The organism is Bacteroides zhangwenhongii (assembly GCF_009193325.2).
Lineage (GTDB): Bacteria > Bacteroidota > Bacteroidia > Bacteroidales > Bacteroidaceae > Bacteroides > Bacteroides zhangwenhongii.
In genome coordinates, this window is sequence record NZ_CP059856.1 from 1,185,249 (window position 1) to 1,199,479 (window position 14,231).

Below are 14,231 nucleotides of genomic sequence, written 5' to 3' on the forward strand. Positions count from 1 at the left end.
AAAGAATTAAATGGAACAAAAATATGTAATGGCTGCTATTGATGCGGCATTGAAAGCAAGTGAAGAAATACTGTCTATTTATGAGGATCCGGCATCGGATTTTGAAATAGAAAGAAAGGCTGATAATTCTCCACTGACAATAGCGGACAGAAAAGCACATGAGGCAATTGTTGCCGTTTTGAGCAAGACTCCTTTCCCGATCCTTAGTGAAGAAGGGAAACATCTGGATTATGAGGTCCGCCGTAAATGGGATACTTTATGGATTGTGGATCCTTTGGATGGTACAAAGGAATTTATCAAGCGTAATGGGGAATTTACAGTGAATATTGCTTTGGTGCAGGACTCAGTGCCTGTGATAGGGGTTATTTATGTGCCTGTAAAGAGAATACTCTATTTTGCGGTTGAGGGTGTGGGAGCATATAAGTGTTCCGGTCTTGTCGGTCTGGAAGATGATACGGTGACATTGAAACAGATGATCGAAGATTCGGAACGATTGCCTTTGGATGATCCTCGTGATCATTTCATAGTCGTTGCTTCCCGTTCGCACCTGTCGCCTGAAACGGAAGAATATATTGCAGACCTGAGGAAGAAGAAACGCGGTGGCATTGAGTTGATATCGCGTGGAAGTTCCATGAAGATCTGTCTGGTGGCGGAAGGAGAGGCTGACGTGTATCCGCGCTTTGCTCCGACTATGGAGTGGGATACGGCTGCCGGACATGCGATTGCACGTGCTGCCGGAATGGAAGTGTATCAAGCCGGAAAGGATGAGCCGTTACGATATAATAAGGAGGACTTATTGAATCCTTGGTTTATTGTTGAGCCCAAGAGAGAACACTAATTGATGTTTATATGACATTTGAAATTGTATTTGTACTATTGGCCCTATTAGGAATGGTAGCTGCCTTGGTTGCAGATAAGATGCGTCCGGGTATGATACTTTTTTCAGTAGTGGTATTATTTTTGTGTGCCGGTATTCTAACTCCCAAAGAGATGCTTGAAGGCTTTAGCAACAAAGGTATGATAACCGTTGCTTTGCTATTTCTGGTGAGTGAAGGGATCCGACAGTCGGGTACGCTGGGACAGGTGATAAAGAAGCTGTTGCCTCAGGGGAAGACAACGGTGTTTAAGGCACAGCTGCGTCTTTTACCTTCGGTGGCGTTCATCTCCGCTTTCTTGAATAATACTCCTGTCGTGGTTATCTTTGCTCCTATTATCAAGCATTGGGCCAATGCGGTGAAGCTTCCTGCTACAAAATTCTTGATACCTCTTTCTTATGTCACTATTCTGGGGGGTATTTGTACGCTGATCGGTACCTCTACTAATCTGGTAGTGCATGGTATGATATTGGATGCCGGGTTCGAAGGCTTCTCGATGTTTGAACTTGGAAAGGTAGGAATCTTTATAGCCATTGCCGGTATTATTTATCTGTTTGTTTTCTCGAAGCGTCTGTTGCCGGATGCACGCCCGGATACGGCGGTACCGGATGAGGAAGTAGAGGAAGGGGAGAAGCTGCACCGGGTAGAGGCTGTATTGGGTGCGCGTTTTCCCGGTATTAATAAGAAACTGAAGGATTTTAATTTCCAACGCCATTATGGGGCGGAAGTGAAGGAGATAAAGACACGTAACGGACAACGTTTTGTTACGAATCTGGAAGATATAGTGCTTCATGAAGGAGATACTCTGGTGGTGATGGCTGATGATACGTTTATTCCGACATGGGGAGAATCTTCCGTATTCGTGCTGTTGACAAATGGAAGCGACCCTGATACTGCCGGAAAGAAAAAACGTTGGTTTGCTTTGTTTCTTTTGGTGTTGATGATTGTAGGTGCAACAGTGGGTGAACTTCCTATTGTGAGGGAAATGTTTCCGGATATCAAACTGGATATGTTCTTTTTTGTCTCTATTACTACTATTATTATGGCATGGACGAATCTGTTCCCTGCCCGCAAATATACTAAATACATTTCATGGGATATCCTGATTACGATTGCTTGTGCTTTTGCGATCAGTAAGGCGATGGTAAATTCGGGAGTGGCGGATTGCGTTGCTAAGTTCATCATTGGGTTAAGTGATGATTACGGTCCGCACGTGTTGCTCGCAATGCTATTTATTATCACAAATCTGTTTACGGAGTTGATAACCAATAATGCAGCGGCGGCTTTGGCGTTCCCTCTGGCACTGTCGATCTCGGCACAGATGGGAGTCAGCCCGACACCTTTCTTCGTGGTAATTTGTATGGCTGCATCTGCCAGTTTCTCTACACCGATTGGTTATCAGACGAATCTGATTGTGCAAGGTATCGGTAACTATAAGTTTATGGATTTTGTGCGTATCGGATTACCACTAAATATTATAACCTTCTTAATTTCTGTTATTCTGATCCCGATGATCTGGAACTTTTAATAAAACTAATTTATAGATGGAAGAAAAGAATCATATATATCCTATATTTGACCGCATGATGACACGGCAAGACAAAGAAGAACTTTTGGGACAGCATAGTGTCATGATATGGTTTACCGGACTGAGCGGGTCGGGGAAAAGTACAGTTGCCATTGCATTGGAACGCGAACTGCATAAGCGTGGACTGCTTTGCCGTATTCTGGACGGGGATAATATCCGTAGCGGAATTAATAATAATTTGGGCTTTTCGGAAACCGACCGGGTGGAGAACATTCGCCGTATAGCCGAAGTGTCAAAGTTGTTTTTGGACAGCGGCATTATAACAATTGCTGCTTTTATCAGTCCGAATAATGATATTCGCGAAATGGCAGCGAATATAATCGGAAAGGATGATTTTCTGGAGATTTTCGTAAGTACTCCGTTGGAGGAGTGTGAGAGACGCGATGTAAAGGGGTTGTATGCGAAAGCCCGCAAAGGAGAAATAAAGAATTTTACGGGAATCTCCGCGCCTTTTGAGATACCGGAACATCCGGCTTTGTCGTTGGATACTTCTAAACTAAGTCTGGAAGAATCTGTGAATCGTTTGCTGGAGCTGATTTTACCTAAAGTGAAGAATGTGAAATGAAGAATGAAGAATTAGGAATGAAGAATTGGTATGCGGTTGTCGGCAAATTCATAATTCGTAATTCATAACTTTTAAAATAAATGGAAGAATATAAATTAAGCCACTTGAAAGAGCTCGAAGCAGAGTCTATTCATATCATCCGCGAGGTGGCGGCGGAATTTGAGAATCCGGTGATGCTTTACAGTATCGGAAAGGATTCTTCGGTGATGGTGCGTTTGGCGGAAAAAGCGTTTTATCCGGGTAAAGTACCATTCCCTTTGATGCATATCGATTCGAAATGGAAGTTCAAGGAGATGATTCAGTTCCGTGACGAATATGCTAAGAAATATGGATGGAATCTGATTGTAGAAAGTAATATGGAAGCTTTCAATGCAGGGGTGGGACCTTTTACGCATGGAAGCAAAGTGCACACTGACCTGATGAAGACACAGGCATTGCTTCGTGCTCTGGATAAGTATAAGTTTGATGCAGCGTTCGGGGGAGCCCGTCGTGATGAAGAGAAATCACGTGCGAAAGAACGTATTTTCTCTTTCCGGGATAAGTTCCATCAGTGGGATCCGAAAAACCAGCGCCCTGAATTGTGGGATATTTATAATGCCCGTGTACACAAGGGGGAAAGTATTCGCGTATTCCCGTTGAGTAACTGGACAGAGTTGGATATCTGGCAGTATATTCGGCTGGAGAATATTCCGATTGTCCCGTTGTATTATGCAAAGGAACGTCCGGTAGTACAAATGGATGGTAATCTGATTATGGCGGATGACGACCGCTTGCCGGAAAAATACCGTGATCAGATTGAAATGAAGATGGTCCGTTTCCGTACGCTGGGTTGTTGGCCATTGACGGGTGCTGTAGAAAGCGGAGCTTCAACAATTGAGGAGATTGTGGAAGAAATGATGACTACTACTAAGAGTGAGCGGACAACTCGCGTGATTGACTTCGACCAGGATGCGAGTATGGAGCAGAAGAAACGTGAAGGATACTTTTAATTGTAACAAGTGATGGCAGATAATAAATTAGATATAAAGGCTTTTCTGGATAAAGATGAGCAGAAAGACTTGCTGAGACTGTTGACCGCCGGTTCGGTTGATGATGGGAAATCAACGCTGATCGGACGTTTGTTGTTTGACAGTAAGAAATTGTACGAGGACCAGTTGGATGCGTTGGAGCGTGATAGCAAACGTGTGGGAAATGCGGGTGAGCATATAGACTACGCATTGTTGCTCGATGGTTTGAAAGCCGAACGGGAACAGGGTATTACGATTGATGTGGCTTATCGTTATTTTTCTACCAACGGCCGTAAGTTTATTATTGCGGATACTCCGGGACATGAGCAGTATACTCGTAATATGATCACCGGCGGATCTACGGCTAACTTAGCGATTATTCTGGTAGACGCCCGTATGGGAGTGATTACACAGACACGCCGCCATACTTTCCTGGTATCTCTGTTGGGTATCAAGCATGTCGTACTGGCCGTAAACAAGATGGACTTGGTGGACTTCTCGGAAGAACGGTTCAACGAGATTGTTGCCGAATACAAGAAATTCGTTGCTCCGTTGGGAATTCCCGATGTGAACTGTATTCCTCTTTCCGCTTTGGATGGAGATAATGTAGTGGATAAATCGGAACGTACTCCGTGGTATAAAGGAATCTCTTTGTTGGATTTTCTGGAAACCGTTCATATCGATAATGACCATAATCTGTCTGATTTCCGTTTCCCGGTTCAATATGTACTTCGCCCGAATCTGGACTTTAGAGGTTTCTGCGGTAAGGTCGCATCCGGTATTGTCCGTAAGGGGGATACGGTGATGGCACTTCCTTCGGGAAAAACGTCTAAGGTAAAAAGTATCGTAACTTATGACGGGGAGTTGGATTATGCGTTTCCACCGCAATCTGTTACATTGACTTTGGAAGATGAGATTGATGTGTCTCGTGGTGAAATGCTGGTACATCCGGATAACTTGCCTATTATCGACCGTAATTTTGAGGCAATGATGGTGTGGATGGACGAGGAACCGATGGATATCAATAAATCTTTCTTTATCAAGCAAACGACTAATCTGAGCCGCACCCGTATTGATGCGATTAAATATAAGGTGGATGTAAACACAATGGAACACCTTTCTGTTGATAATGGACAATTGACGGCAGATAGTTTGCCATTGCAACTCAATCAGATTGCACGTGTGGTGCTGACTACTGCCAAAGAACTTTTCTTTGATCCGTATAAGAAGAATAAGTCATGCGGTTCATTTATCTTGATTGATCCTATTACAAATAATACTTCGGCTGTCGGTATGATTATCGATCGGGTTGAGGTGAAGGATATGAGCAATACGGATGATATTCCTGTTTTGGACTTACCGAAGTTGGGAATTGCTCCGGAACATTATGAAGCTGTAGAAAAAGCAGCAAAGGAATTGGAACGTCAGGGTTTTGCTGTGAAAATAATAAAGTAAGAAAAGTATGGGATTACTTGAATTTAATAAACTTCCGATTAATACGCTGGTAGGTGCAGACTGGAAAACGTTTAAGGCTATCACTGCCGGTCGTGAAATAGATGCGGCTTACAAGGGAAAATACCGGTTGACAAAGGCGGTGTGCCGTTTACTCTCTCCATTAGCCGGATTGCAGAATAGCCGGTATGAAAAGCTATTGGCCAACCAGCCATTGGAACATGATCCGGTATTTATTCTGGGACATTGGAGAAGCGGAACTACTTTTGTTCATAATGTGTTCTCTTGCGACAAGCATTTTGGGTATAATACAACGTATCAGACTGTGTTTCCTCATTTGATGATGTGGGGGCAGCCTTTCTTTAAAAAGAATATGAGTTGGCTGATGCCGGATAAACGTCCGACCGACAATATGGAACTGGCTGTGGATCTTCCGCAGGAAGAGGAATTTGCATTGTCGAATATGATGCCTTATACTTATTATAATTTTTGGTTCTTGCCGAAATGTCAACAGGAATATGCAGACAAGTATCTGTTGTTTGATGATATTACAGACGCGGAGTTGAAAGTATTTGAAGAGGTATTTACGAAACTGATTAAGATTTCTTTGTGGAATACGCATGGTACTCAGTTCCTTAGCAAGAACCCTCCGCACACCGGCCGGGTGAAAGAACTGGTAAAGATGTTCCCGAACGCTAAGTTTATTTACTTGATGCGTAATCCGTATACGGTATTCGAATCTACACGCAGTTTCTTTACAAATACGATTCAACCGTTGAAGTTGCAGGATATCAGCAATGAACAATTGGAGGAAAATATCCTTTCTATCTATGCGAAACTTTATCATAAGTATGAATCGGACAAACAGTTTATCCCCGAAGGTAATCTGATGGAGGTGAAGTTTGAAGACTTTGAAGCAGATGCGATGGGAATGACAGAGAATATTTATAAGTCACTTTCTATTCCGGGATTCACGGAAGCGCGTGCTGACATAGAAAAGTATGTGGGCGGTAAGAAAGGATATAAAAAGAACAAGTATAAATATGATGATCGCACAATTCGTCTGGTTGAAGAGAATTGGGGATTTGCTTTAAAACAATGGGATTATAATTTATAAGAAGAAGAAAAAAGAAAGGAAAGTAATGGTTCAGAAAATCGTTCATCGCCTGTTGATGACAGGTTTTGTTGCATTTTTTTCTTCCTTGTCTTTGATGGCGCAGCATAAAGTCGAAATGCTTCCTTTTGGAGACATGGATCAATGGGTAGACCGTCAAATAAAGGAGTCGAGCATTATTGGCGGAAATACAAAGAATGTATATGCGATAGGGCCGACCACTGTAATCAAGGGAGATCAGGTTTATAAAAATATGGGTGGTTCGCCTTGGGGTACTTCAAACGTGATGGCAAAAGTAGCCGGAATTACCAAGACGAACACATCGGTTTTCCCTGAAAAAAGAGGGAATGGATACTGTGCGCGGCTGGATACTCGTATGGAAAGTGTGAAGGTGCTGGGACTGGTTAATATCACGGTGCTGGCGGCCGGTTCTATTTTTACCGGATCGGTGCATGAACCTATTAAAGGTACTAAGAATCCACAGAAGATGCTGCAGACCGGTATTCCGTTTACTAAGAAACCGGTAGCCCTTCAGTTCGACTACAAGGTGAAGATGTCGGATCGCGAAAATCGTATCCGTGCTACCGGATTCAGTAAGATTACGGATGTTCCCGGTAAAGATTATCCCGCAGCTATTCTGTTTTTGCAGAAACGTTGGGAAGATGCGGAAGGAAACGTGTATGCGAAACGTATCGGTACAATGGTGACCTATTATTATCACTCTACGGACTGGAAGAATAATGTTTCCTATGAAATTATGTATGGTGATATTACAAGTCGTCCTGAATATAAGGCTCACATGATGCGTCTGCAGGTTACTGAAAGTTACACGGTCAATAGTAAAGGCGAAAGTGTACCTATTCATGAGGTGGCTTGGGGGGATGAGAATGACGTCCCTACCCATCTGTGTCTTCAGTTTACATCCAGTCACGGAGGGGCATATATAGGTTCTCCGGGAAATACATTATGGATTGATAATGTAAAGTTAGTATATTAAAGGTACAGCAGAAAAATAAGAATAGCCAATGATAAATTCGTCGTTGGCTATTTTTGTTTTATAAAAAAAGAATGGAGGTGTGATTTTTTACGTGTTTTTTTGCGTGTATTATATTAAATATCTATATTTGCAGTAATTTTTAAGAAAATAAGTTCGTCTTATTCTCTTTTTGATGGAAATATATTATTTACTAAAATAAATTGAGATGAAAAAGGGTTTATTATTTATTTTATTGGCGGCAGTTTCTGTTTGTCTGCCTGCTCAGGAAAAAGAAAAAGCAGCAACTAGCTATAGCGTAGAGACAAACCGCTTTGGAGCTAATTGGTTTATTAGCGGTGGTCTGGGAGCCCAGATGTATTTTGGAGATAATGACAGTAAGTTGGATTTTGGAAAACGACTTGCTCCTGCATTGGATATTGCTGTAGGAAAGTGGTTTACTCCCGGAATCGGTTTGCGTATTGCTTATAATGGTCTTCAGGCTAAGGGAGCTGCTTTGCTTGAAGATGATGCTTATGTAAAAGGTGGCGTTATGTCTAACGGATATTATAAGCAGAAATGGAATATCGCCAATTTCCATGGTGATGTTATGTTGAACCTTACTAATATGTTCTGCGGATATAAGGAAGACCGTCTGTATTCATTCATCCCTTATGTGGGTGCAGGATGGGTTCATTCTTGGACGAAACCGACAGATGATAATATTGGTTTTAATTTAGGTTTGATTAACCGTTTCCGTTTGTCGTCTGCTTTGGACTTCAACGTGGAAATGCGTAGCCTGTTTATGAAAAATACATTGGCTGGTGAGAATAAGGAAGCTATGTTAGGACTGACTGTAGGTGTTACTTATAAATTTAAGAAACGCGGTTGGAATGCAGTTCCTACAGTTCCGATGGTTCCGGAAAGCCAGTTGAACGATATGAGAGACAGAGTAAACGCACTGAAGGGTGAAAATGAATCTTTGAAGCGTGACTTGGTTGAAGCACGTAATAAGAAACCGGAAGTGATCGTTAAGAAAGAAGCCGGATTTGTTCCACGCCTTGTTGTAGTATTCAATATCGGTAAGAGCAATATCAGCAAGAGAGAGTACATGAATATCGAAGCTATGGCTAAGGGTATCAAGGAAAATCCAGGAAAAGTATTTACTATAACCGGATATGCTGATAAGGGTACAGGCTCTGCTGAATACAACATGAAGTTGAGTAAGAAGAGAGCTGAAGCTGTTCGTGACTTGATGGTTAACGAATTCGGAGTTCCTGCTTCTCAGTTGAAGGTTGACTATAAGGGTGGTGTTGGCAATATGTTCTATGATGATGCTAAACTGAGCCGTGTAGCAATTGTTGAAGAATAATATACATTTGAAATATTATAATAAAAGAGACGTTTCCTTTCACGGGAAGCGTCTTTTTTTGTATTTTTGTGCCCCATGAGCAGAATAGTAGCAATAGATTACGGAAGAAAACGTACAGGAATAGCTGTCAGCGACACCATGCAGCTGATTGCCAATGGCTTGACGACAGTTCCTACACATGAGCTTTTGAATTTTATCGGTGATTACATCGCTAAGGAACCGGTAGAGCGGATTATTATTGGATTGCCTAAGCAAATGAATAATGAAGTTTCGGAGAATATGAAAAATATAGAACCTTTTGTCCGTTCACTGAAAAAACGTTTTCCTGAGCTTCCTGTGGAGTATGTGGACGAGCGTTTTACCTCCGTTCTTGCGCATCGGACTATGCTGGAGGCAGGACTGAAAAAGAAAGACCGGCAGAACAAGGCTTTGGTAGATGAGATTAGCGCTACAATTATTCTGCAAACATATTTGGAAAGTAAACGTTTTTAATATAGACAAAGAATAACTTATTTTTTTAGTAGAATATCAGATATGATTTTACCTATTTATGTATATGGCCAGCCTGTTTTAAGAAAGGTGGCAGAGGATATAACTCCGGATTATCCGAATCTGAAAGAGTTGATTGCAAATATGTTTGAAACAATGGTGCATGCGGACGGTGTAGGATTGGCTGCCCCGCAAATCGGTTTGCCCATTCGTGTTGTTACCATTACGTTAGATCCGCTCTCGGAGGATTATCCTGAATTTAAAGATTTTAATAAAGCTTATATCAATCCCCATATACTAGAGGTCGGGGGAGAAGAAGTAAGTATGGAAGAAGGATGTCTGAGTCTGCCGGGTATCCATGAGACAGTGAAAAGAGGAAATAAGATTCGCGTGAAATATATGGACGAGAATTTTGTGGAACACGAGGAAGTTGTAGAAGGCTATCTGGCTCGCGTAATGCAACATGAATTCGACCATTTGGACGGTAAGATGTTTATTGATCATATTTCTCCACTTCGTAAGCAAATGATTAAGGGAAAACTGAATACGATGTTGAAGGGGAAAGCTCGCAGTTCTTATAAGATGAAACAGGTAAAATAAAGATAAAAAACGTTTATATCCCTGTTAAGTAAACGAAAAGCATTATTTTTGCTTCGTTTACAAGTATAAAATGTCGATGATAAAGAGAATATTAACAGTATTATTACTGTTCCCCACACTGGTATGTGCTCAGATAAATACGGATCGGGTGATGACTATCGCCCGAAACGCTCTTTATTTTGAGGATTATGTACTTTCCATTCAGTACTTCAACCAGGTAATTAACGCTAAACCTTATTTGTATGAGCCTTATTTTTTCAGGGCTTTGGCCAAACTGAATCTGGAAGATTTTCAAGGTGCGGAAGCAGACTGTGATGCGGCTATCCAACGCAATCCGTTTGTGGTAGGTGCTTATCAGATTCGTGGCCTTGCCAGAATCCGTCAGAGCAAATTTGACGGGGCTATTGAAGATTATCAGAAGGCTTTGCATTATGATCCGGAGAATATCACTCTGTGGCATAATTTAACGTTATCTCATATTCAGAAAAAGGATTATAATTCAGCAAAAGAGGATCTGGAAAGTTTGCTGAAAGTGTCTCCCCGTTATACACGTGCTTATTTAATGAGGGGGGAAGTGTCTTTGCAGCAGAAGGACACCATTGCTGCCTTGACCGATTTCAATAAGGCGCTTGAATTGGATAAATATGATCCGGACGCATGGGCTGCACGGGCAATTGTGAAATTGCAGCAATCCAAATATGCAGAGGCGGAATCGGACTTTGACCGGGCTATTCATTTAAGTGCGAAGAATGCCGGAAATTATATTAATCGTGCATTGGCAAGATTTCATCAGAATAATCTGAGAGGTGCTATGAGTGACTATGATTTGGCATTGGATATTGATCCCAATAACTTTATCGGACATTATAATCGTGGTCTGCTTCGTGCACGGGTAGGGGACGACAACCGGGCAATTGAGGACTTTGATTTTGTCATTCAAATGGAACCGGATAATATGATGGCTGTCTTTAACCGTGGTTTGCTCCGTGCGCAGACAGGTGATTATCGTGGGGCCATACAAGACTATACGACTGTTATCAATCAGTATCCTAACTTTTTGGCCGGATATTATCAGCGTTCGGAAGCCCGTAGAAAAATTGGGGATAAGAAAGGAGCGGAACAAGATGAGTTTAAGGTCATGAAAGCCCAGATTGACAAGCAGAACGGTGTGACTAATAAGGATGTTGCCCAGAATAAAGATAAAGCGGACGGAAGTGGAGATGAAGATGGAGAAAAAACACGCAAGAAGTCGGATAAGAATATGAATAACTATCGTAAGATAGTAATTGCCGATGACTCTGAAGCCGAACAGCGCTATACGAGTGATTATCGTGGACGTGTGCAGGACAAGAATGTAAATATCACACTGGAACCCATGTTTGCTTTGACTTATTATGAGAAAATGAGTGACGTGAAACGTTCGGTGAATTTCCACAAGTATATTGAGGATTTGAACCGTACGGGAATCCTCTCTAAACGTCTCCGTATTACGAATATGGAAGCTCCGTTGACAGAAGAACAGGTGAAATTCCATTTTGCTTTGATCGATACACATACGTCCGCTATCGTGGCTGATGAAAAGAGCGCTCCGAAGCGTTTTGCCCGTGCGATTGACTTCTATCTGGTACAGGACTTCTCAAGTGCTGTGGCTGACTTGACACAGACGATTCTGTTGGACGGTGATTTCTTCCCGGCTTATTTTATGCGTGCGCTTATCCGCTGTAAGCAACTGGAATATCAGAAGGCAGAACAAGCCGCCGAAACGGATATTCCGGGTGATAAACGTAAAGAGATTACTGCGGTTGATTATGAAGTAGTAAGGAAAGACCTGGACAAGGTGATCAATCTGGCGCCGGACTTTGTTTATGCTTACTATAACCGTGCGAATGTCTCTGCTATGCTGAAGGACTACCGGGCTGCTATTGCCGATTATGACAAGGCGATCGAGCTGAATCCCGATTTTGCGGATGCTTACTTTAATAGAGGTCTTACCCATATATTTTTAGGTAATAACAAACTGGGCATTTCTGATTTAAGTAAAGCCGGTGAGTTGGGTATTGTTTCTGCTTATAACGTGATCAAACGTTTTACGGATCAGACGGAATAACATTTATTTGATAAAAAATGGAAAACTCAAAAGATTTACTTACTTTTGCGTTCAAATTGTGAAAATATAACATCATCTATTATGATAAAGATAAAATTTCCCGATGGCTCTGTTCGTGAATATAACGAAGGAGTGAACGGTTTACAGATTGCAGAAAGTATCAGTTCGCGTTTGGCACAAGATGTTTTGGCTTGTGGCGTGAATGGCGAGACTTATGATTTAGGACGTCCTATTAATGAAGATGCTGATTTCGTGCTTTATAAATGGGATGATGAAGAAGGCAAACATGCTTTTTGGCATACAAGTGCTCACTTGCTGGCTGAAGCTTTGCAGGAACTTTATCCGGGCATTCAGTTCGGTATCGGTCCGGCCATTGAAAACGGATTCTATTATGATGTAGATCCGGGAGAAGCGGTAATCAAGGAAAGTGATCTGCCTGCTATTGAAGCTAAGATGCAGGAACTGGCTGCCAAGAAAGAGGATGTAGTCAGAGAGAGCATTGCCAAAGCGGATGCATTGAAGATGTTTGGCGATCGTGGAGAAACTTATAAATGTGAGTTGATTTCCGAATTGGAAGACGGACATATTACTACTTATACGCAAGGGACATTTACTGATCTTTGCCGTGGTCCTCACTTGATGACGACTGCTCCGATCAAAGCTATCAAACTGACTACGGTAGCTGGTGCATATTGGCGTGGTCAGGAAGACCGTAAGATGTTGACACGTATTTATGGTATCACGTTCCCGAAGAAGAAAATGCTGGATGAGTATCTGGTATTGTTGGAAGAAGCCAAAAAACGTGACCACCGTAAGATCGGCAAAGAGATGCAGTTGTTCATGTTCTCGGAGACGGTAGGAAAGGGACTTCCGATGTGGTTGCCGAAAGGTACTGCATTACGTCTGCGTTTGCAGGAATTCTTGCGTCGTATCCAGACTCGCTATGACTATCAGGAAGTAATCACTCCGCCGATTGGCAACAAGTTACTGTATGTGACTTCCGGTCACTATGCAAAATATGGCAAAGACGCTTTCCAGCCTATTCATACTCCGGAAGAAGGAGAAGAGTACTTCTTGAAACCGATGAACTGCCCTCACCATTGTGAGATTTATAAGAACTTCCCGCGTTCATACAAAGACCTTCCATTGCGTATTGCTGAATTTGGAACAGTTTGTCGTTATGAACAAAGTGGTGAGTTGCACGGTTTAACTCGTGTACGTAGCTTTACGCAGGATGACGCTCATATTTTCTGTCGTCCGGATCAGGTAAAAGATGAATTCCTTCGTGTAATGGATATCATCTCTATTGTGTTCCGTTCTATGAATTTCCAGAATTTTGAGGCTCAGATATCATTGCGCGATAAGGTAAACCGCGAAAAATATATTGGTAGCGATGATAATTGGGAAAAGGCAGAGCAGGCTATTATCGAGGCTTGTGAAGAAAAAGGATTGCCTGCTAAGATTGAATATGGTGAAGCGGCTTTCTACGGTCCTAAGCTCGACTTTATGGTGAAAGATGCAATCGGCCGTCGCTGGCAGTTGGGTACTATCCAGGTAGACTATAACTTGCCGGAACGTTTTGAACTGGAATATATGGGATCTGATAATCAGAAACACCGTCCGGTTATGATCCATCGTGCACCGTTCGGATCAATGGAGCGCTTTGTTGCCGTGCTGATTGAACATACCGCTGGTAAGTTCCCATTGTGGTTGACACCCGACCAGGTTGCTATTCTGCCGATCAGTGAGAAGTTCAATGAATATGCGGAACAAGTGAAGATGTATCTGAAAACTCACGAAATCCGTGCGATTGTAGATGACCGTAACGAAAAAATAGGTCGCAAGATCCGTGATAATGAGATGAAACGTATTCCTTATATGCTGATTGTCGGCGAAAAAGAAGCAGAAAATGGTGAAGTTTCTGTTCGTAGACAAGGCGAAGGGGATAAGGGAACCATGAAATTTGAAGAATTTGCTAAAATTTTGAACGAAGAAGTTCAGAATATGATAAATAAATGGTAACTTTGCAGCCGTTTCATGATAAATATTTAGTAGAACAATAAAAAGATCAAACTAGGAAGTAAACGTT

General features: G+C 42.1%; 12 protein-coding genes. All 12 read left to right on the plus strand.

The features are described 5' to 3' along the window. The first annotated feature begins 10 nt into the window (after positions 1–10). The 12 genes from cysQ to thrS all read left to right on the plus strand — a co-directional run bounded on the left by cysQ (position 11) and on the right by thrS (position 14,164). On the plus strand, positions 11–838 hold the full coding sequence (cysQ, locus tag GD630_RS04710) for a 3'(2'),5'-bisphosphate nucleotidase CysQ (RefSeq protein ID WP_182505705.1): 828 nt from the start codon (positions 11–13) through the stop codon (positions 836–838). A gap of 11 nt (positions 839–849) precedes the next feature. Beyond that, positions 850–2,403, plus strand: a complete 1,554-nt coding sequence (locus GD630_RS04715) for an SLC13 family permease (protein ID WP_143864638.1) — start codon at positions 850–852, stop codon at positions 2,401–2,403. Between the two features lie 16 nt (positions 2,404–2,419). After that, positions 2,420–3,028 (plus strand): adenylyl-sulfate kinase, encoded by a 609-nt coding sequence (gene cysC / locus GD630_RS04720; protein WP_007753733.1) that lies wholly within the window; start codon positions 2,420–2,422, stop codon positions 3,026–3,028. An 80-nt stretch (positions 3,029–3,108) separates the two neighbouring features. Beyond that, positions 3,109–4,017, plus strand: coding sequence for a sulfate adenylyltransferase subunit CysD (cysD, locus tag GD630_RS04725; protein ID WP_007759335.1), 909 nt, complete (start codon positions 3,109–3,111; stop codon positions 4,015–4,017). Between the two features lie 12 nt (positions 4,018–4,029). Beyond that, positions 4,030–5,490 carry a sulfate adenylyltransferase subunit CysN gene (gene cysN / locus GD630_RS04730; protein WP_007753737.1) on the plus strand — a complete coding sequence of 487 codons (1,461 nt, stop codon included), beginning with the start codon at positions 4,030–4,032 and terminating at the stop codon, positions 5,488–5,490. Between the two features lie 7 nt (positions 5,491–5,497). After that, entirely contained in the window at positions 5,498–6,604 is a 1,107-nt protein-coding gene (locus tag GD630_RS04735) for a sulfotransferase family protein (RefSeq protein ID WP_007759347.1), read from the plus strand. A gap of 25 nt (positions 6,605–6,629) precedes the next feature. After that, entirely contained in the window at positions 6,630–7,598 is a 969-nt protein-coding gene (locus tag GD630_RS04740; RefSeq protein ID WP_007759351.1) for a PCMD domain-containing protein, read from the plus strand. A gap of 205 nt (positions 7,599–7,803) precedes the next feature. After that, the gene (locus tag GD630_RS04745; RefSeq protein WP_182505706.1) at positions 7,804–8,946 is read left to right on the plus strand and encodes an OmpA family protein; all 1,143 of its coding nucleotides are present in this window, start codon (positions 7,804–7,806) and stop codon (positions 8,944–8,946) included. A 75-nt stretch (positions 8,947–9,021) separates the two neighbouring features. Further along, positions 9,022–9,438 carry a Holliday junction resolvase RuvX gene (gene ruvX, locus GD630_RS04750; RefSeq protein WP_022276045.1) on the plus strand — a complete coding sequence of 139 codons (417 nt, stop codon included), beginning with the start codon at positions 9,022–9,024 and terminating at the stop codon, positions 9,436–9,438. A gap of 42 nt (positions 9,439–9,480) precedes the next feature. Beyond that, entirely contained in the window at positions 9,481–10,035 is a 555-nt protein-coding gene (gene def, locus GD630_RS04755; RefSeq protein ID WP_143864637.1) for a peptide deformylase, read from the plus strand. 76 nt (positions 10,036–10,111) lie between these two features. Then, entirely contained in the window at positions 10,112–12,142 is a 2,031-nt protein-coding gene (locus GD630_RS04760; RefSeq protein ID WP_143864636.1) for a tetratricopeptide repeat protein, read from the plus strand. Between the two features lie 81 nt (positions 12,143–12,223). Beyond that, positions 12,224–14,164 (plus strand): threonine--tRNA ligase, encoded by a 1,941-nt coding sequence (thrS, locus tag GD630_RS04765; RefSeq protein WP_143864635.1) that lies wholly within the window; start codon positions 12,224–12,226, stop codon positions 14,162–14,164. The last annotated feature ends 67 nt before the right edge of the window (positions 14,165–14,231 follow it).